Here is an 18,888-nt window from a genome sequence, read left to right on the forward strand (position 1 = left end):
TGCGGCACTGCGCGGGGCCGCAGCGGTTGCGCGCGGCGCTCCGCTCTGGACAGCCCTGCCCCGTTGCCTGAATATCGCGGCAAAATGATGGGGAGATTTCACATGAAGACCATTCTGACCGCTGCCGTGCTGAGCGCCCTTGCCAGCGGTGCTTTTGCGGCGGGCCATTGTGCTGCCGGCAAGACCCTGACCGACGGCACCCTGACCATCGCGACCGGCAACCCGGCCTACTACCCTTGGGTTTTGAACGACGCACCCGAGGCGGGTGAAGGGTTTGAGGCTGCGGTGGCCTATGCCTTGGCCGAGGAGATGGGGTTTGCGGCGGATCAGGTGGCGTGGGTGCGCACGTCCTTTGATGAGGCGATCCAGCCCGGGGCCAAGAACTTCGATCTGAACATGCAGCAATATTCGATCACCGAAGAGCGTGACAAGGTCGTGGACTTTTCGGCCCCCTACTACACCGCGCCGCAGGCGGTGCTGACGACGCAGGCCATTGTCGATGGCGGGGCGACTGGCACGATGGAGAGCCTGAAGGGGCTGAAATGGGGTGTTGTCGCCTCGACCACCGCGCTGCCTGTGGTGATGGAGCAGATCGAGCCTGATGCGAGCCCGCTGGTCTATGACGACAACACCAACGTCACGGCCGCATTGCAGGCGGGGCAGATTGATGCGGCCCTGTTCGACTTGCCCACAGCGCTGTACCTGTCCGCGGTGGTGGTCGAAGGCGGTGCGATCCTTGGCCAGTTCGACCCGGCGGCGGCTGAGAACCCGGATCAGTTCGGGATGTTGATGCCTGAGGGGTCGGCACTGAAAGCCTGTGTGGACGAGGCGCTGGCGGCCATGACCGAGAGCGGCAAGCTGGCTGAGATCGAGGCGCAGTGGCTGCAGGAAGCCACCGGGGTTCCGCTGATCCAGTGACAGATCAACTATGACACGGCGCGCCGCCTATGAGGCCCAGCAAAAACGCCGGGCAAACATGATTGCCGGGGTCAGCACAATGATCGTGCTGGCCCTTGTCATTGTGCTGGTCCCGCTTGCGCCGGGGTGGGAGGCGGTGCGCGCCTCGTTCTTCAATGGTGAGGTGTTTGTCCGGGTCTTTCCGGACCTGTTGCGCGCCTTCATGCTGGATGTGGCGATCTTTGCATGGTCGGTGCCGATGATCTTTGCCCTGGGCCTTGCCATCGCGCTGGCGCGTGGCAATTCAAACCCGGCCCTGTTTCCCCTGCGCATCTTCGGCGCTGTCTATGTGGACCTGTTTCGGGGCATTCCTGTTGTCCTGCTGGTCTATCTGGTGGGCTTTGGCATTCCGGGTCTGGGCCTGCCACGTCCGTGGAACTCGCCCTATATCTGGGGCACCGTGGCGCTGGTGCTGACCTATTCGGCTTACGTGGCCGAGGTGCTGCGGTCGGGGATCGAGAGCATCCATGCAAGCCAGCGCAATGCCGCCATCTGTCTGGGCCTGAGCGAGCGGGACACGATGCGCTATGTGATCCTGCCCCAAGCCATCCGCCGCGTGGTGCCTGCGAATATGAATATGCTGGTGGCGTTGCAAAAGGACGTGGCGCTTTTGTCCTTTATCGGGCCGGTTGAGATCTTGCGGCAGGCGGGGATTTTCAAATCATTGCTGGCGAATTTCACGCCTTATGTGGCGGCGGCGGTCATCTTTCTGTGTGTGACAGTGCCCGCGACCCGCTATGCCGATTACCTGCTGAACAGGGACCGTGATGCCAGATCCTAGGCTGTCGCTGCGCGGCGTGACCAAGAGCTTTGACGACGTGCAGGTGCTGCGCGGGATCGACATGGACATCGCACCGGGCGAGATGGTGTGCCTGATCGGGGCGTCGGGGTCCGGCAAATCGACCCTGCTGCGCTGTATGAACGGGCTGGAGCCTGTCGACGATGGCGAGGTGCGGCTGGACGGGGTGGATATTGCCGAGCCGGGGTTTGACCTTGGCCCCATACGCCAGCGCATCGGCATCGTGTTCCAGAGTTTCAACCTGTTTCCGCATATGACGGCCTATGACAACGTGGTCCTCGCCCCACGTCGGGTGCTGGGTGAGGACGCGCGGGAGCGGATCGAGGTGCTGTTTGCCCGGTTCGGGCTGGCCGATCACATGAAGAAGTACCCCGACCAGTTGTCGGGCGGCCAGCAACAGCGGGTGGCTGTGATCCGGGCGCTGGCGATGCGACCGCAGACGATGCTCTTGGACGAGATCACCTCGGCCCTGGATCCGGAACTGGTGGGCGAGGTGCTGGACGTACTGCGGCAGCTGCGTGACGACGGGATGACGATGGTGCTGGCCACGCACGAGATGGCCTTTGCCCGTGAGGTCGCTGATCGCGTGGTGTTCATGGACCAAGGTGTCGTCGCCGAGGAAGGCACGCCGGCGGCGATGTTTTCAACGCCGCAACAGGAACGAACCCGCCGCTTTCTCGCCAGCGTGCTGCGTTAGAACAGAAGCGCGTCGGGGTCGAACTGGGCGAGAGTGCGTCCGCTCAGCAGGATTTCATCTGCGCCGAGGTCGATTACGAGCCCGGAGGCTGTGTCTCGCAGCGCGAGGTCCGACGCGTCGTTAAACCCGTAGGCCGTCAGGTCAATCTCATCGGCCTGCATATCAAACCACTCGATCACGTCGCGGCCCGATCCGGGGCCGAACACAAAAACGTCCGCGCCAGAGCCGCCATTGAGCGTATCGCGGCCTTCCCCGCCTTCAAGCGTGTCATTGCCCGAACCGCCGACAAGGCTGTCATTGCCTGCGTCGCCAAACAACTCGTCGTGGCCCGTGCCGCCCAGCAACAGGTCGGCGTGCGCGCCGCCGTCAAGCGCATCGTCACCCTTGCCCCCCGACAGGGTGTCACGGCCCGTGCCGCCATACAAACGGTCGTCGCCAGTGCTGCCAGCAAGCGAATCGTGGCCGCTGCCGCCAAATAAACGATCGTCCCCGGTGCCGCCATAGAGGCTGTCTTTGCCGCTGCCGCCGTAGAGCCTGTCGTCGCCGTTGCTGCCGTTGAGCAGGTCTTGTCCAATGTCCCCGTTCAGGGTGTCATCGTCGTTGCCACCGTACAGGCTGTCGTTGCCGCTGCCGCCATGCAGCACGTCGCGGTCAGAGCCGCCATAGAGCACGTCAGCGCCTGACCCACCGTCAAGCGTATCGCGGCCTGTGTCACCCCACAGGGTGTCGTCGCCGTTGCCGCCGTTCAACTCATCGCGGCTGGAGCCGCCGAGCAGCGCGTCGTCGCCACTGCCGCCGTCCAGCGTATCGCGGCCGGAGCCGCCACGGATGTTGTCGTTCCCACCACCGCCGTTCAGCACGTCCCGGCCCGAACCGCCATGCAGCATGTCATCGCCACTGCCACCGTTCAGCGAGTCACGACCGGAACCACCCAACAGGCTGTCATTCCCGTCGCCGCCGTTCAGGAGGTCGCGCCCGGCCTCACCTTCAAGTCGGTCCGCACCTGCGCCGCCGGACAGCTGGTCCTGACCACTGCCACCGTTCAGAACATCGTCGCCCTGACCACCAAAAAGCGTGTCCTTGCCCATCGCACCGAGAAGCAGGTCGTTGCCGTTGCCGCCAAAGGCGAGATCCGAGCCGAAGCTTCCGTCGATCGTGTCGTTGCCGTCATCGCCGTAGGCAGTGTCGTCGCCATGGCCCGCGAACAACATGTCATCACCATCGCCCCCGCGCAGCGTGTCATCGCCCGTGTCCGCCATCAGGAAGTCATTGCCCGCGCCACCGCTCAGCAGATCGTCACCATGACCGCCAAAGAGCGAATCTAGCCCGTCTATGCCAATCAGCGTGTCCTCGCCCGACTTTCCGTGCAGGATTTCAGACGCTGGGCTGCCGCGCAGCAGGTCATCAGTGTAAGTACCAAGGATCAATGGGCGCGTCATCATGGGGCAGGCTCTGGGTCACGTTACAAACCCAGCCTATGTCATCCATGAAAGCGGCAAAATTTAGGCAAATTGAAAGCGATTAATAGAGATCCCAATCGTCGTTTTGCCGCAACTCTCCCATCGCCATCCAGGCAACGCGAATGCGGGCAACGCGAGTGTCGCCCCATGTTCGAAAGACCAGATCGAACCCATCGAGGGTGATTGTTTCGGCCTTGATATCCGCGCGCAGCGGCATGTTCGTATCGACATCCCACATCGAAATGGACACATGAACAGACGGCTCCGTCCGGAATGGTTCGGAGAAGGCAACGCGGCGGCGCCGTTCGCGCTGGCCGCGGCCGGTCCACATCTCGCCCCCATCTTCGAAGTCGGAAAACAGGACCGTATCTCCTTGGTCGATCCCTATCAGGTGATTGCGCAATCGTTTCATCGGGTCGTTCTTTAAGGTGCTACAGTTTTGTAACACCCTCGCATCGTATTTTATGCCTCACAAAGTGAAAAGGCCCCGCGCAATGCAGGGCCTTTTTTCCATTCGGTGGCGCAGGGTCAGAGGCTGGGCTGCTTCGTGCTCAGCCCGATCTCTCCACCCACGGCGACCATGTCGGCGAGCAGCTTGGCTGCGTCATCTACAGGGCCGGGTTCGTTCTGGAAGTTGTCCTTGGCGCGCGTGTAGGCCTCTTGCGCCTCATCGAACATGGCGTCCATATCGTCCTGGGTCATGTCGCCCTTGGCGACGGCTCGTTCGGCCAGCACTGACACGCCAGCGGCACCGATTTCTGCAAAGCCGCCGGTCACGACATATTCATGCGTTTCACTGCCCGCCTCGACCTTGAGCACGCCGGGGCGCAGGGTCGTGATCGTGGGCGCGTGGTCGGCCATCACGGTCATGTCGCCATCAGCACCGGGGATCTGCACCGCCGTTGCGTCCATGGACGCGAGGCTGCGCTCGGGCGATACCAAATCAAATTGCATTGTATTCTCCTGTGATGGGCGGTGAGGTGAGACCCCACCCTACGCCCGGAGTGCGTTCGGAGATGTAGGGCGGGTTGAAACCCGCCTCACGATTAAGCTGCGTCGGCGGCCATCTTCTCGGCTTTGGCTTTCACCTCATCGATGCCGCCCACCATGTAGAAAGCGCCTTCGGGCAGGTGGTCGTACTCGCCAGCCACAACCGCCTTGAACGAGGCAATCGTGTCTTCCAGCGGGACCTGCACACCGTCCGAACCGGTGAACACTTTGGCCACGTCGAAGGGCTGCGACAGGAAGCGCTGGATCTTACGCGCACGCGCAACGGTCAGCTTGTCCTCTTCCGACAGTTCGTCCATCCCGAGGATGGCGATGATGTCCTGAAGCGACTTGTAGCGCTGCAGAATCTGCTGCACGTCGGAGGCCACCTTGTAGTGCTCTTCACCCACGATCTGCGGGTCCATCAGGCGCGAGGAGCTGTCGAGCGGGTCCACGGCGGGGTAGATGCCGAGTTCCGAAATAGCACGGGACAGAACGGTTGTCGCGTCGAGGTGAGCAAAGGTGGTTGCAGGCGCGGGGTCGGTAAGGTCGTCCGCAGGCACGTACACGGCCTGGATCGAGGTGATCGAACCCGACTTGGTCGAGGTGATCCGCTCCTGCATCGCACCCATGTCGGTGGCCAGTGTTGGCTGGTAGCCCACCGCCGAGGGGATACGGCCGAGCAGAGCCGACACCTCGGAGCCCGCTTGGGTAAAGCGGAAGATGTTGTCCACGAAGAACAGAACGTCGGTCCCGGAGGCGTCACGGAACTGTTCCGCCAGCGTCAGACCGGTCAGGGCCACACGGGCACGCGCACCGGGAGGTTCATTCATCTGGCCGTAGACCAGCGCCACTTGGCTTTCTTCCAGGTTGTCCGGCTTGATCACGTTCGACTCGATCATCTCGTGATAAAGGTCGTTGCCCTCGCGCGTCCGTTCACCCACACCGGCGAACACCGAGTAACCCGAGTGCACTTTCGCGATGTTGTTGATCAGTTCCATGATCAGAACGGTCTTGCCCACACCGGCACCGCCGAAGAGGCCAATTTTACCGCCCTTCGAGTAGGGGGCCAGCAGGTCCACAACCTTGATCCCGGTCACGAGAATCTCGGATTCGGTCGACTGTTCAGCGAATTCAGGCGCAGGCGCGTGAATCGCACGCTTTTCCTCGGCTGCGACGGGGCCACCTTCGTCCACGGGCTCGCCCACGACGTTCAGGATACGGCCCAGCGTTTTTGGACCCACGGGCACCATGATCGGGCCACCGGTGTCGGACACGTCCTGACCGCGCACCAGACCTTCGGAGCTGTCCATCGCGATGGTGCGGACAGTGTTTTCACCGAGGTGTTGCGCGACTTCAAGCACCAGCTTGTTGCCGTTGTTGTCGGTTTCCAGAGCGTTCAGAATCTCTGGCAGGTGGTCATCGAACTGCACGTCGACGACGGCCCCGATGACTTGTGTTACTTTACCTTTAGCGTTTGCCATTATCTCGTCTCCGGGTGTCTTTAGAGCGCTTCCGCGCCCGAAATGATTTCAATCAGCTCGTTGGTGATCACGGCCTGACGCGAGCGGTTGAATTCGATGGTCAGCTTGTCGATCATCTCGCCCGCGTTGCGGGTCGCGTTGTCCATGGCGCTCATCCGGGCGCCCTGTTCAGAGGCGCCGTTTTCGAGCAGGCCAGAGAAGATCGCAGTGGCCACGCCGCGCGGCAGAAGGTCGGCGAGGATCGCCTCTTCGTCCGGCTCGTAATCATAGAGCGTGTCTGCCCCTTCGTAATCCTCCGGGATCGCGAACGGGATGATCTGTTGTGCGGTGGGGATCTGCGTCACGACGTTCTGGAACTTCGAGAAGAAGATCGTCGCTACGTCGAACTCGCCCGCATCAAAGCGACCCAGCACGTCCTTGGCCACGCCCTGCGCATCCGCGTAGGACATCCGCTTGACCTCGGTCAGGTCCACGTGACCCACGAAGTTATCTTCGTAGTCGCGCTTGAGCTGGTCGCGGCCTTTCTTGCCGACCGTCAGGATCTTGACGGTCTTGCCTGCGGCGATCAGGTCCGCCGCCTTGGCCTTGGCCAGTTTGGCGATGTTGGTGTTGAAACCACCGCAGAGGCCACGCTCGGCTGTCATCACCACCAGAAGGTGGATCTGGTCCGAGCCGGTGCCCGACAGCAGCTTGGGCGCGCTGTCAGAGCCAGCCGCAGCGGATGCCAGCCCCGCCATCACGGCGGTGAACCGTTCGGCATAGGGGCGCGACATTTCAGCCGCTTCCTGTGCCCGCCGCAGTTTCGCGGCGGCCACCATCTGCATAGCCTTGGTGATCTTCCGCGTGGATTTCACGCTTTCGATCCTGTTTTTCAGGTCCTTGAGATTTGGCATTGCCCGATCTCCTTATGCGAAGGTCGAAGCGAACTCGTCGAGGACCGCCTTCATCTTGTCGACGTTTTCGCCGCCCTTGAACTTGGGATCTTCGTCGGCGATCCACTTCAGGAAGTCGGCTTTCTGCGAGCGCAGGAAGGCCAGAAGGCCCGCTTCGAACTTGCCCACTTCGCTGACGTCGATGTTGTCGAGGTAGCCGTTGGTGCCCGCGAAGATCACGCAGACGATTTCAGCGTTGGTCAGCGGCGCGTATTGCGCTTGCTTCATCAGCTCCGTCAGGCGTGCGCCACGGTTCAGCAGCTGCTGGGTGGCCGCATCCAGGTCGGAGCCGAACTGGGCGAAGGCCGCCATTTCGCGGTACTGGGCCAGCGAAAGTTTCACCGGACCGGCAACCGACGACATTGCGTCTGTTTGCGCCGAGGAACCCACGCGGGACACCGACAGACCGGTGTTCACAGCGGGACGGATGCCCTGGTAGAACAGTTCCGTTTCAAGGAAGATCTGGCCGTCGGTGATCGAAATCACGTTGGTCGGGATAAAGGCCGACACGTCGCCGCCTTGCGTTTCGATGATCGGCAGGGCCGTCAACGAACCCGCACCGTTGTCTTCATTCAGCTTGGCTGACCGCTCCAACAGGCGCGAGTGGAGGTAGAAAACGTCGCCGGGATAGGCTTCGCGGCCCGGCGGGCGGCGCAGCAGGAGCGACATCTGACGGTAGGACACGGCCTGTTTCGACAGGTCATCATAGATGATCAGCGCGTGGCGGCCGTTGTCGCGGAAGTATTCAGCCATGGCGGTCGCCGCGTAGGGTGCCAGGAACTGCATGGGCGCCGGGTCGGACGCGGTGGCGGCCACGACGATCGAGTAGTCGATCGCACCGGATTCTTCCAGTTTCTTCACCAGCTGCGCCACGGTGGACCGCTTCTGGCCGACGGCGACATAGATGCAGTAGAGCTTTTTGCTCTCATCATCGCCTGCGGCGTCGTTGTAGGATTTCTGGTTCAGGATCGCGTCGAGCGCCACGGCAGTTTTACCGGTCTGACGGTCACCAATGATCAGTTCGCGCTGGCCACGGCCAATCGGGATCATCGCGTCCACGGCTTTGAGGCCGGTTGCCATTGGCTCGTGCACCGATTTACGCGGGATGATGCCGGGCGCTTTGACGTCAGCAACGCGACGCTCGGACGCCTTGATCGGGCCCTTGCCGTCGAGCGGGTTGCCCAGACCGTCCACAACGCGGCCCAGAAGTTCGTCACCGGCGGGCACGTCCACGATGGAGTTGGTGCGCTTGACGGTGTCACCTTCTTTAATGTCGCGGTCGGAGCCGAAGATCACGACGCCGACGTTGTCGTTTTCGAGGTTTAGGGCCATGCCCTGAATGCCGCCGGGGAATTCAACCATCTCACCGGCTTGCACATTGTCGAGGCCGTAGACGCGGGCGATCCCGTCCCCTACCGACAAAACGCGGCCCACTTCGGCCACTTCTGCTTCCTGACCAAAGTTCTTGATCTGGTCTTTCAGGATCGCAGAAATCTCTGCTGCTTGGATACCCATTTATCCGACCTCTTTCATTGCATTCTGGAGTGAAGCGAGCTTGGAGCGGATCGACGTGTCGATCATCTTCGAGCCCACTTTAACGATCAAACCGCCGATGAGGCTTTCATCGACGGAGGCATTGATGGTGACGTCCTTACCCATGCGGGCCTTGAGCGTCTTGGCGAGTTTGTCCGACTGCGTCTTGGTCAGCGCCTTGGCCGAGGTGACGTCGGCGGTCAGTTCGCCCTTGTCTTCGGCGATCACCTCGCGCAGCGCCTGCACCAGTTGCGGCAGCACGAACAGGCGGCGCTTTTCGGCCATGAGGGCCAGCGTGTTGGCCATCAGGTCGGTCAGCTTGGCTTTCTTGGCAATCGCTGTGATGGCGGCGGCCTGCTCTTCCCGGCTGTAGACGGGCGAGTGGATCAGGGCATTGAAGTCGCCGCTTTCGGACATGGCCGCGGTCAGGGTATCAATGTCGCCTTCGAGGGATTTTACGGCTTTGCCTTCCTTGGCAAGTTCGTAGACAGCTGTGGCATAGCGCGCGGCGATGCCTGTGGAGATCGAAGCTGGTTCGGACACGTCCACCCTTTCGATGTCTTGGCCCGGATTGCTGCACGAGGGATGCGTGGCCCGGGGTGTTGGACCGCCCTGATTTTGGCCAAGGCGTGAAAATCAGGGGGGATGTAGCAGAGGGTTTGCCACCCCGCAACATGTGTTCGTGAACAGGCCTTTCGGCGCTTCTTCAACCTTTTCAGAGGGTTAACCAAACTGCGACCTATTGGCCCGCAGGAATTGCAAGAATTCCGTCACAAAACGTGCGCGTTTGGGTGCGATTCCTGCGCGCCGCCAGACCATACTAGCTGAAAAAGGCATCGTTCGCACCTGTTCGGCAATCCTCGACCCCTTCGGGCATTGTTCGCAAAGCGCATCGCAATCGGCCCCTTCAGTTGACTCTCTTTCGTGTCGCCGACACGCTGCGTGTCAAACTGGGGGATGTAAAGATGGGTGCTTTGGGCTTGCTTGCACTGCTGGGCGGTGCGCTGTTTCTGGGCGTCGCGCAAGACGGTGACGACATCGAGGACGATACACCACCGGAGATCGAAGACGCCCCTGTCGATCCGCAACCGGCAGACACCGGCGCCACGTTCGAAGCCGATGAGACAGGTGTGCGTATAGACGTTGGCGAGGACGAAACGGGCACGATCGCGTCCATCATATACGTCGACAGCGAGGACGATCCCGACAATTTCTATCAGACCTACGAGGCCCGCTTTTACCTCGTACCCGAGGGCACTGATCTGAGTGACGGTGACTTTGAAGGGCGCGGCGCTATTCCGGGCGGTCAGACGTTCGAAGGCAACCCGTTTGACTACGAGTTGGCCGACTTCGAGGCCGAACTTGGGCTGGAATTGTTAGGCACCGTGCCCCTCAAACTGCCCGAAGACGGCTTTCCGCTTCCCGATCCAGGCACAATGCGCGACGTGCTGCCCACGATTTCCTCTAACGCGCCGGTGGCCGTGCATTATCTGGAAGCCACCACCGACGGCGACGAGTTGATCACCTTTCTGAACGAAGACTACATCGTCACGCGCAATGGCGTGCCTGAACAGGTCGTGACCGAAAGCACGACAGGCACGGCGGGGGCAGATTGGCTGACCGCGGGAGCCGCCGGACTTCGTCTTGAGGGCGCGGCCGGTGACGACATTCTGATTACCGATTTTGCCAACACGACGCTCGACGGCGGCGCGGGAAACGACACAATCGAAGGGGTGTTTGCAGAGCGTAATGGAGGTTTTTCGCGCATCGACGGCATGGAACCTACCAGCACAATCAACGCTGGCGATGGCGACGACGTCGTGCGTACGTCGAATGCTATAGTTGATGCAGGTGTAGGCAATGATCAGGTGAACCTGTTTGGCGGTGAAGCGCGCGGCGGCGATGGCGACGACCTGCTCTCAGCCCAGGGCAGCGGCGTCGCGACCCTGATGGGCGATGCGGGTGACGACCGCCTGATCATCGGTGGTGTGGGCTCGCAAGCCTCTGGCGGTGACGGCAATGACTTTCTCTCGGTTGAGACAGGCGCTTTGGGCAACGGCGACGCGGGCAACGACATTTTGCAGATCGCCGACGGCGCCACCGGCCTTGGTGGGGCCGGTGATGATCGGTTCAACGTTTGGAATTTTCATGATGAGGCAACGGCCACAGTGACCGGGGGAGAAGGCGCGGACACTGTCAGTGCATTGGTGCGCGGTGCGCGGGATGGCGAAGCTGACGAAATTTATCTGAACATCACCGATTTCGATCCGGCAGAGGACATTTTGCAGATCGGCACGTTCCAGACGGACAACAGCGTTGACGACATCGAAATCGTTGAGGCTGCGGACGGCAGCTTTACAGATGTGCGGGTGACTTTCACTGCTGCGTCGGGTCAAACTCCGGGCATTGCAGTCATCCGTCTGGATGGAACACCCGGCATCACCCCGTCCGACATTGTCATCGTCGCCTAGATCCTGCCTGCCACCGGCGCGGCCACCCCTTGCGGCACGGTTTGCCGCTTGGCCTTTGACCGCGCGACCTTGCCCTTGGGCGGGTAGACCAGTTTCGACGCTTCCACCATAAACGCTCCTCCAGCCACCATGCCAGGCATCAGCCGCCCCACCTGTTCAAACATGGGGGCTGACTTCATCCAGACGCGTCGGGCCGAGGGGAACTGGTAGAGCGCGCCAACATGGCGCTCGGGCAGAAACTGGTGCTTGCGCAGCTGCGTTTCAAGCTGGCTGGCGGAATAAGGCCGTCCGTAGCCAAAGGGCGTCCTGTCGCGGCGGCTCCACAGGCCAGCGCGGTTCGGAACGATAAAAAGCGCTTTGCCGCCTGGCCCCAGCACGCGCCACGCCTCTTCCAGCAGGTCATAGGCCCGTTCGGACGTCTCAAGCCCGTGCAGCATGACCAACTTGTCTATATGTCCGGTCTCGATGGGCCATAGGGTCTCTTCAGTCAGGACCGACACGTTTTGCATGTCCGCTGGCCAAGGCATCACACCCTGGGGCCCAGGCATCAGGGCAATCACACGACGTGCGTCGTTCAGATAAGGACGCAAAAGAGGCGCGGCAAAACCGAAACCCGCCACCGTCTGACCCTGTGCTTCGGGCCAAATCTCCACGAGCCTGCGCCGCAGTGACGCCTGTGCCGCGCGTCCCAGCGCGTTGCGGTAGTAGAAGTTGCGCAGGTCCTGCACATCAAGATGCATGATCGTCTCTTGTCCATCCGGCCCTTTGGGACCACGTTGAGTGTAACAGTAAGCACCACGAGCCGAATTGCCATGCCCCTCGACATCCGTACGATCCCTTGCCTCAGCGACAACTACGCCTTTCTGGCCCATGATCCGGACACTGGAGCGACAGCGCTGGTGGACGCCCCAGAGGCTGCACCGATCCTCGCGGCACTGGACGCGACGGGATGGCGGCTTAGCGATGTGCTTCTCACGCATCACCATTCCGACCACGTGGACGGGTTGCCCGATATCCTGGCCGCCCACCCTGCCCGCGTCGTAGGAGCCGCCGCTGATGCGCACCGCCTTCCCGCGCTCGATGTGCAAGTGAGTGAAGGAGACAGCGTGGCCATCGGGGCCGAAACCGGCACCATTATAGACGTGTCAGGACATACAATCGGGCATATCGCCTTTCATTTTCCCGGTGCGCAGGCCGTGTTTACCGCCGACAGCTTGATGGCACTGGGGTGCGGCCGCGTGTTCGAGGGCACCAAGCCGCAGATGCACGAGAGCCTGCAAAAGCTGGCCGCCCTGCCCGGTGACACGGTTGTCTATTCAGGCCATGAATATACCGCCGCCAACGGAAAATTCGCCCTGACCATTGATCCCGAAAATACCGACCTTATTTCTCGTGTCCGCGAGGTGACCCAAAAACGCGCATTGGGCACCCCGACCGTTCCATCGCTTCTGTCCGAAGAATTGGCCACAAATCCATTTCTGCGCGCCCATGATCCCACCATTCAGGCCCATTTGGGCATGAAAGGTGCCAACGCCGCCGACGTGTTTGCCGAAATCCGGACCCGGAAGGACAACTTCTGAGACGGACAGGTCCACCAACACGCCCAAAACGACACCATCGTAGCGTCACTCACGGACATTGTGAGGGTCAAGGCGTAAAAAGTCCTTGAAGCCGCGCGATCTTCAACCAAACTTAAACACATGAGGCCATGGTTGGTACGGGGCCTCGATATTCCTTGGCGCCCCCACCCGACCCCGATCGAAAGGAGCACGCTCGTGCCTTCATTCTCGACGACACTCGAAAAAGCCATTCATCAGGCGCTTGCGCTGGCCAACGAACGCCGGCACGAATTCGCAACGCTCGAGCACCTATTGCTGTCTTTGATCGACGAACCCGATGCCCGCCGCGTCATGCAGGCCTGTTCGGTCGATATTGACGAGCTGCGCGGCACGCTTGAGGAGTTCGTGGACGACGATCTGTCGAACCTGGTCACTGACATTGACGGCTCCGAAGCGGTGCCAACTGCTGCCTTCCAGCGCGTGATCCAGCGTGCGGCGATCCACGTGCAATCCTCGGGCCGCACGGAAGTCACCGGTGCCAACGTGCTGGTTGCCATCTTTGCCGAGCGCGAATCGAATGCGGCCTATTTCCTGCAAGAGCAGGACATGACCCGCTACGACGCGGTGAATTTCATCGCCCATGGCGTCGCCAAGGACCCGGCCTTCGGCGAAGCGCGTCCCGTATCTGGGGCACCCGAGGCCGAGGAAGAACCACAAGGCGTGACCGAAGGCGAGAAGAAGGAAAGCGCGCTGGCCAAGTACTGCGTGGACCTGAACGAAAAGTCGCGCGAAGGCGACATCGACCCGCTGATCGGTCGCTCGGATGAAGTGGAGCGCTGCATTCAAGTGCTTTGCCGCCGCCGCAAGAACAACCCACTGTTGGTGGGTGATCCGGGCGTGGGCAAGACCGCCATTGCCGAGGGGCTGGCGCGTAAGATCGTGGCCGGTGAAACGCCCGAGGTGCTGTCGGGCACCACAATCTATTCGCTGGACATGGGCGCGCTGCTCGCTGGCACGCGCTATCGCGGTGATTTCGAGGAGCGTCTGAAGGCGGTCGTAACCGAGTTGGAAGAGCACAAGGATGCTGTTCTGTTCATAGACGAGATCCACACTGTTATCGGTGCAGGCGCAACCTCCGGCGGTGCAATGGATGCCTCGAACCTTCTGAAACCTGCGTTGCAGGGCGGCAAACTGCGCACCATGGGCTCGACTACCTACAAGGAGTTCCGTCAGCATTTCGAGAAGGACCGCGCGCTGAGCCGCCGGTTCCAGAAGATCGACGTGAACGAGCCGTCGGTGGAAGACGCCACCAAAATCCTCAAGGGCCTCAAGCCCTATTTTGAGGATCACCACGGCGTCAAATACACCTCCGACGCCATCAAGACGTCGGTGGAACTGGCCAGTCGGTACATCAACGACCGCAAGCTGCCCGACAGCGCCATCGACGTGATTGACGAGGCGGGCGCGGCCCAGCATCTGGTGGCCGCCGCCAAGCGTCGCAAGACCATCGGCACCAAGGAGATCGAGAATGTCGTGGCGAAGATTGCCCGCATTCCTCCCAAAAACGTGTCGAAGGATGATGCCGAGACCCTTAAGGACCTCCAAGTGTCATTGAAGCGTGTGGTGTTTGGTCAGGACCCGGCGATCGAGGCGTTGTCCTCGGCCATCAAGCTTGCGCGCGCCGGTCTGCGTGAGCCTGAAAAGCCCATCGGCAACTACCTGTTTGCGGGGCCTACGGGCGTGGGTAAGACCGAAGTGGCCAAGCAACTGGCGGACACGCTGGGTGTGGAAATGCTGCGCTTCGACATGTCGGAGTACATGGAGAAACACGCTGTTTCGCGCCTGATCGGTGCCCCTCCGGGCTATGTTGGTTTTGACCAGGGTGGTCTTCTGACCGATGGCGTGGATCAGCATCCGCATTGCGTGCTGCTGCTGGACGAGATCGAGAAGGCGCACCCGGATGTATACAACATACTGCTCCAGGTCATGGATAACGGCCAGCTGACGGACCACAACGGGCGCACAGTGGACTTCCGTAACGTGATCCTGATCATGACGTCGAATGCCGGTGCCTCGGACATGGCGAAGGCCGCTGTCGGCTTTGGCCGCGAGCGCCGCGAGGGAGAGGACACCGCCGCCATCGAACGCACGTTCACGCCCGAGTTCCGCAACCGTCTGGATGCGGTGATCAGCTTTGCGCCGCTGGGCAAGGATGTGATTTTGTCCGTAGTCGAGAAGTTTGTGCTGCAGCTGGAAGCGCAGCTAATGGACCGCAACGTGACCATCGAATTGACGAAGCCTGCCGCCGAATGGCTGGCCGACAAGGGCTACGACGACAAGATGGGCGCACGCCCCTTGGGCCGCGTGATACAGGAGCATATCAAGAAGCCGCTGGCCGAAGAGCTGCTCTTTGGCAAGTTGATGAAAGGCGGCGTTGTCCGCGTGGGCGTCAAGAACGGCGAGCTGGACCTGAAACTGTCCGGCCCGGACAACCCGCGCATTTCGGGCGACAAGCCCCCGCTTTTGACGGCGGACTGATGCGTGCGGCAGCCCTTGCCGCTTTGACTTTGTCCCTCGCCGCACCCGTTGTGGCGAGGGATATTTCATTGGGGATTCCCATCGACTGCGATCTGGGCCGCGACTGCTTTATCCAACAATATGTCGATCACGACAGGTCGCGCGCGGCGATGGATTTTAGGTGTTCCACGCTCAGCTATGACACGCACCAGGGCACCGATTTCGCCCTGCGATCCCTCGAACAGATGCGCCGCGGTGTGAACGTGCTTGCTGCCGCCCCAGGTGTCGTCGCAGGGACGCGTGACGGGATGGAAGACCGCCTCTACCGCACCGGCGACAGCGACCGCCTGAACGGGCGGGACTGTGGCAATGGTGTTCGGATCGAACATGATGGCGGGTGGAGCACACAGTATTGCCACCTCAAACGCGGTAGCGTGACAGTGAACGAGGGCGACCGCGTAGACACGACGACCGTGCTTGGACAGGTTGGCCTGTCCGGCCGAACGCAATTTCCGCATGTCCACATGACCCTACGCAAGGACGGTGACGTCATCGACCCGTTTGATCCGGATGGCCAGATTGAGTGCGGCGCGCCGAGCACGGAGACCTTGTGGGAAACGCCGCCCCCCTATCGGCCCGGCGGCGTGCTGGATGTCGGCTTTGCCGATGCCGTGCCGAAATTCAACGCGGTCAAGGCCGGAGACGCTGCAGCGAACCAGATGTCCACCGATGCACCGGCCATCGTGGTGTTCGGCTACGCCTTCGGTGGTCGGATCGGAGACCGGATGCAGTTGCGTATCGACGGCCCGGACGGCGTGTTGATCGAACAGGCGGTCGAGTTGGAACGCAACCAGGCTCAGTATTTCCGTGCCGTCGGCAAACGTCGCACAACCGATGCCTGGCCCGCCGGACGCTACACCGGCACCGTGGTTTTGCGCCGAGACGGGCGCGAATTTGACCGCGCACAGGGTACAATTGTGGTGCAGTAACCCAAACTGCGCTGCCGCTATTTTTCAGTGAATTTCAACTCGATCCGGCGATTCTGAGCGCGTGCTTGTTGCGTGTCGCCACCAGCAATCGGCTGGTACTGCCCAAAGCCATTGGCCGACAGCCGGTCTGGCGGCAAACCCAGGAAATTAACCATGTATCGCACCACAGACAGGGCGCGGGCCTGGCTAAGTTCCCAGTTGTCAGCAAACTCTCCCTGACCCGACAGCGGCACATTGTCGGTGTGCCCGTCCACCTGCAGCACCCAGTCGATGCCTTCGGGGATGTCGTTCGCCACCCCGCGCAGGAGGTCTGCAACCTTCGCAATCTCGCCCCGGCCCGCCGCAGACAGGTTGGCGCCGCCCGGTGGAAACAGCACCTCGGATGAAAACACAAAGCGGTCGCCCACGATGCGCACGCCCTCCTGCGCACCAAGCACGTCGCGTAGCTGACCAAAGAACTCTGACCGGTAACGCTCCAGATCCTGCGCCTGCGCCTCCAGCCGCTTGCGTTCCTCTTCCTCAAGCTCGCGCCTGCGCCGCTCTTCTAGGGCGGCACGCGCAAGGGCCGTGTTCAAGTCGCGGCCCAGAGTGCTCAACTGAACCTCGTTGGCCGCATCGCGCGCCACTGCATCATCCAAAAGCGCCTGCAATTGACCCAACTGCGACCGCAAACTGGCGACCTGCTGGTTCAGAAGCTCGGTCTGCCGTTGTGCTTCCAATGTAGCTGCTTCCTCTGCGCTCAGCGCATCACGGGCAGCCGCCAGAAGGGCCGCACGTTCCTCTGCAGCAGACGCTTGTGTGGCTAGGGCATCTTCGGCTTCGGTCTTGTCAGCAAGTGCGGCAGCTAAGGCCGCCCGCAAGTCCTGCGTGTCGGTCCCAAGGCTTTCCAATTCAGTCTCAGCCGCGAGTTTGGCGGCAAGGGCGGCGGCCAATTGATCGCGCACCTCAGCATTGCTGCTGCCAGCCGCTTGCGCATCGGCCTGGGCCGCATCGCGCGCCGCAATCGCGGTCGCAAGCTGCGTGCGCAGCTCAGCCAAATCCGCTTGCTGCGCCGACAATTGCGTCTCTGCCGCCGTGCGCGCAGCAAGGGCAGCGGCAAGTCGGTCCCGAACTTCGGTCAAATCAAGGTTCGACGCTTCAAGCCGCGCTTCGATGCTGGTCATGCGCGCTTTCAGTGCGGCCAGGTCTTCTGCACTGGCCGCCCGCGCCTGTTGCGCCTCGGCCAATTGACCCTCCAATTCCGTGGCACGTCGCTCGGCGGCTGCAACCTCTGCCTGCGCCTCTGACAACTCGGTTTGCAGCGTAGCGGCGGACGACGTGCGTCCGTCCAACGCCTGTTCTGCGGCGTTCAAGCGCGCCTCAAGCGTGGTCGCGTTGGCAGTGGCAGCATCCAATTGCGACAGCGCACGCGCCAGCTGGTCCTGCAGGTCTGCGGCAGCAACCGCCCCGCCCTCGGCATCCAGAAGGGCCGCAGCCAATTGCGCCTCAAGGCCCGCGCGCTCGGACATCAAGGCAGAGCTTTCGGACTTCGCCGTCTCTACAGCGGCCAGTGCAGCAACCAATTCCGCCTCGAGCGTGTCTACCCGCGCCTGCGACGCTTCGGCAGATCCGGTTGAGGCCTCTGCCGCAAGGAGTGCCACGGCCAAACGATCGGTCAGGTCCTCTTCGGCGGCGCGCGCCGCGGCAAGCAGCGTGAGCGTATCCTCTGCCTCCTGCCGCTGCGCCTCAAGGGCAAGGGTCATTGCCGTCAATTCGGCATCCGCATTCTCCAACCGCTCCCGCAGCGCCTCGGCTGCCGCCGCTTCGGCGAGGCGCGCGGCCTCTTCTTCGGTCAGCGCGGCCTGTGCCGCGTCCAGATCGGACTGAAGAGCCGCAGCCTGATCGGCGCTCGCGGCGTTGCGGGTACGCAGGTCCGCAATCAACGCTTGCAATGCATCAGTGCGCGCAGCGGCCAGGCGCGCGGCCTCTTCCTGCGCATCAACCTCGTCCCGTGCGGCAGCCAGGGCGAGGTTCAGCGCCTCCTGTTCCGACAAAAGCCGCGTCTGTTCCGCCTCAAGTCCTGCAACGGTATCAAGCGCCGTGTCCCGATCCGCAATCAACGCGGCCACTTGCGCCTCAAAGCTGGTGATGCGCGTTTCGGCCTGCGCCAGCGCCGTGGCCTGCGCATCCCGCTCCGCGGTCAGTGCCGCGATGGTTGCTGCCTGCGCGGCAACTTCGGCGCGCGTATCCCCAAGCGTTGTGTTCAGCGCCGACAGGCGTGCGTCAAGCTGATCAGCGCGCTGTTCTTCAAGCCCAAGAGCCTGCGCAAGCGCGGCGACCTCGCCCGCAAGTTGGTCCAGTTCGGTTTCCTGCCCCGAGATCGTTTCGCGCAGGACAAACTGCACGATCATAAAGATCGTCAAGACGAACATCAGCACCAGCAAAAGGCCCGTCATCGCATCGACAAAGCCCGGCCAGATTGAAGCCTGGAACCGTTGTCCTGTGCGACGGGAAAGCGCCATTG

Annotated in this window: 16 protein-coding genes; 7 read left to right on the forward strand and 9 right to left on the reverse strand. The window is 61.9% G+C overall.

Annotated features, from left to right (window positions below; translation table 11 throughout):
* Nucleotides 1-102 precede the first annotated feature (102 nt).
* The 3 genes from FD715_RS10175 to FD715_RS10185 are packed head-to-tail and all read left to right on the forward strand — an operon-like array spanning nucleotide 103 to nucleotide 2,453.
* Nucleotides 103-918, forward strand: a complete 816-nt coding sequence (locus FD715_RS10175) for an ABC transporter substrate-binding protein (protein WP_147109065.1) — start codon at nucleotides 103-105, stop codon at nucleotides 916-918.
* A 10-nt stretch (nucleotides 919-928) separates the two neighbouring features.
* Nucleotides 929-1,738 (forward strand): amino acid ABC transporter permease, encoded by an 810-nt coding sequence (locus FD715_RS10180; RefSeq protein ID WP_147109068.1) that lies wholly within the window; start codon nucleotides 929-931, stop codon nucleotides 1,736-1,738.
* Entirely contained in the window at nucleotides 1,725-2,453 is a 729-nt protein-coding gene (locus FD715_RS10185) for an amino acid ABC transporter ATP-binding protein (RefSeq protein WP_147109071.1), read from the forward strand. Before FD715_RS10180 ends, FD715_RS10185 begins: the two co-directional genes overlap by 14 nt.
* Here the strand turns inward: FD715_RS10185 and FD715_RS10190 are convergent.
* From FD715_RS10190 to FD715_RS10220, 7 genes are all read right to left on the reverse strand, one after another.
* Complete coding sequence (locus tag FD715_RS10190) at nucleotides 2,450-3,895, reverse strand: calcium-binding protein (RefSeq protein WP_147109074.1); 1,446 nt, start codon at nucleotides 3,893-3,895, stop codon at nucleotides 2,450-2,452. The two genes, FD715_RS10185 and FD715_RS10190, sit on opposite strands and share 4 nt — an antisense overlap.
* Nucleotides 3,896-3,974: 79 nt before the next feature.
* Nucleotides 3,975-4,325 carry an H-type lectin domain-containing protein gene (locus tag FD715_RS10195; protein WP_147109077.1) on the reverse strand — a complete coding sequence of 117 codons (351 nt, stop codon included), beginning with the start codon at nucleotides 4,323-4,325 and terminating at the stop codon, nucleotides 3,975-3,977.
* Between the two features lie 116 nt (nucleotides 4,326-4,441).
* On the reverse strand, nucleotides 4,442-4,867 hold the full coding sequence (locus tag FD715_RS10200) for a F0F1 ATP synthase subunit epsilon (RefSeq protein ID WP_147109080.1): 426 nt from the start codon (nucleotides 4,865-4,867) through the stop codon (nucleotides 4,442-4,444).
* A gap of 92 nt (nucleotides 4,868-4,959) precedes the next feature.
* Complete coding sequence (gene atpD, locus FD715_RS10205; RefSeq protein WP_147109083.1) at nucleotides 4,960-6,384, reverse strand: F0F1 ATP synthase subunit beta; 1,425 nt, start codon at nucleotides 6,382-6,384, stop codon at nucleotides 4,960-4,962.
* A 20-nt stretch (nucleotides 6,385-6,404) separates the two neighbouring features.
* Nucleotides 6,405-7,277, reverse strand: a complete 873-nt coding sequence (locus tag FD715_RS10210) for a F0F1 ATP synthase subunit gamma (protein WP_147109086.1) — start codon at nucleotides 7,275-7,277, stop codon at nucleotides 6,405-6,407.
* Nucleotides 7,278-7,289: 12 nt separating this feature from the next.
* Complete coding sequence (atpA, locus tag FD715_RS10215) at nucleotides 7,290-8,831, reverse strand: F0F1 ATP synthase subunit alpha (protein WP_147109088.1); 1,542 nt, start codon at nucleotides 8,829-8,831, stop codon at nucleotides 7,290-7,292.
* Nucleotides 8,832-9,392 carry a F0F1 ATP synthase subunit delta gene (locus FD715_RS10220; RefSeq protein ID WP_147109091.1) on the reverse strand — a complete coding sequence of 187 codons (561 nt, stop codon included), beginning with the start codon at nucleotides 9,390-9,392 and terminating at the stop codon, nucleotides 8,832-8,834.
* A 368-nt stretch (nucleotides 9,393-9,760) separates the two neighbouring features.
* Here FD715_RS10220 and FD715_RS10225 point away from each other — a divergent pair, with 368 nt between their 5' ends.
* Entirely contained in the window at nucleotides 9,761-11,320 is a 1,560-nt protein-coding gene (locus FD715_RS10225; RefSeq protein ID WP_147109094.1) for a hypothetical protein, read from the forward strand.
* Here the strand turns inward: FD715_RS10225 and FD715_RS10230 are convergent.
* Nucleotides 11,317-12,060, reverse strand: coding sequence for a class I SAM-dependent methyltransferase (locus FD715_RS10230; RefSeq protein WP_147109097.1), 744 nt, complete (start codon nucleotides 12,058-12,060; stop codon nucleotides 11,317-11,319). The genes FD715_RS10225 and FD715_RS10230 overlap by 4 nt on opposite strands.
* A 72-nt stretch (nucleotides 12,061-12,132) precedes the next feature.
* Between FD715_RS10230 and gloB the strand changes: the two genes are divergently transcribed.
* The 3 genes from gloB (at nucleotide 12,133) to FD715_RS10245 (ending at nucleotide 16,385) form a co-directional block, all read left to right on the forward strand.
* On the forward strand, nucleotides 12,133-12,900 hold the full coding sequence (gene gloB, locus FD715_RS10235) for a hydroxyacylglutathione hydrolase (RefSeq protein ID WP_147109099.1): 768 nt from the start codon (nucleotides 12,133-12,135) through the stop codon (nucleotides 12,898-12,900).
* A gap of 195 nt (nucleotides 12,901-13,095) precedes the next feature.
* Nucleotides 13,096-15,417 (forward strand): ATP-dependent Clp protease ATP-binding subunit ClpA, encoded by a 2,322-nt coding sequence (clpA, locus tag FD715_RS10240; protein ID WP_147109330.1) that lies wholly within the window; start codon nucleotides 13,096-13,098, stop codon nucleotides 15,415-15,417.
* Nucleotides 15,417-16,385: a M23 family metallopeptidase gene (locus FD715_RS10245; protein WP_189799460.1), complete on the forward strand. Its 969-nt coding sequence runs from the start codon at nucleotides 15,417-15,419 to the stop codon at nucleotides 16,383-16,385. Before clpA ends, FD715_RS10245 begins: the two co-directional genes overlap by 1 nt.
* 17 nt (nucleotides 16,386-16,402) lie before the next feature.
* On the opposite strand, the gene FD715_RS10250 is transcribed toward FD715_RS10245, so the two are convergent.
* Nucleotides 16,403-18,886, reverse strand: a complete 2,484-nt coding sequence (locus FD715_RS10250; protein ID WP_147109101.1) for a peptidoglycan -binding protein — start codon at nucleotides 18,884-18,886, stop codon at nucleotides 16,403-16,405.
* Nucleotides 18,887-18,888 lie beyond the last annotated feature (2 nt).

Origin of the sequence: Tateyamaria sp. syn59, assembly GCF_007995245.1 — a bacterium.
Classification (GTDB): Bacteria; Pseudomonadota; Alphaproteobacteria; order Rhodobacterales; family Rhodobacteraceae; genus Tateyamaria.

What these genes read in the sequence shown, in the direction of transcription:
- FD715_RS10175 (WP_147109065.1), top strand. Translation starts at nt 103, where the DNA reads ATGAAGACCATTCTGACCGCTGCCGTGCTGAGCGCCCTTGCCAGCGGT.
- FD715_RS10180 (WP_147109068.1), top strand. Translation starts at nt 929, where the DNA reads ATGACACGGCGCGCCGCCTATGAGGCCCAGCAAAAACGCCGGGCAAAC.
- FD715_RS10185 (WP_147109071.1), top strand. Translation starts at nt 1,725, where the DNA reads ATGCCAGATCCTAGGCTGTCGCTGCGCGGCGTGACCAAGAGCTTTGAC.
- FD715_RS10190 (WP_147109074.1), bottom strand. Translation starts at nt 3,895, where the DNA reads ATGATGACGCGCCCATTGATCCTTGGTACTTACACTGATGACCTGCTG.
- FD715_RS10195 (WP_147109077.1), bottom strand. Translation starts at nt 4,325, where the DNA reads ATGAAACGATTGCGCAATCACCTGATAGGGATCGACCAAGGAGATACG.
- FD715_RS10200 (WP_147109080.1), bottom strand. Translation starts at nt 4,867, where the DNA reads ATGCAATTTGATTTGGTATCGCCCGAGCGCAGCCTCGCGTCCATGGAC.
- atpD (WP_147109083.1), bottom strand. Translation starts at nt 6,384, where the DNA reads ATGGCAAACGCTAAAGGTAAAGTAACACAAGTCATCGGGGCCGTCGTC.
- FD715_RS10210 (WP_147109086.1), bottom strand. Translation starts at nt 7,277, where the DNA reads ATGCCAAATCTCAAGGACCTGAAAAACAGGATCGAAAGCGTGAAATCC.
- atpA (WP_147109088.1), bottom strand. Translation starts at nt 8,831, where the DNA reads ATGGGTATCCAAGCAGCAGAGATTTCTGCGATCCTGAAAGACCAGATC.
- FD715_RS10230 (WP_147109097.1), bottom strand. Translation starts at nt 12,060, where the DNA reads ATGCATCTTGATGTGCAGGACCTGCGCAACTTCTACTACCGCAACGCG.
- gloB (WP_147109099.1), top strand. Translation starts at nt 12,133, where the DNA reads ATGCCCCTCGACATCCGTACGATCCCTTGCCTCAGCGACAACTACGCC.
- FD715_RS10245 (WP_189799460.1), top strand. Translation starts at nt 15,417, where the DNA reads ATGCGTGCGGCAGCCCTTGCCGCTTTGACTTTGTCCCTCGCCGCACCC.
- FD715_RS10250 (WP_147109101.1), bottom strand. Translation starts at nt 18,886, where the DNA reads ATGGCGCTTTCCCGTCGCACAGGACAACGGTTCCAGGCTTCAATCTGG.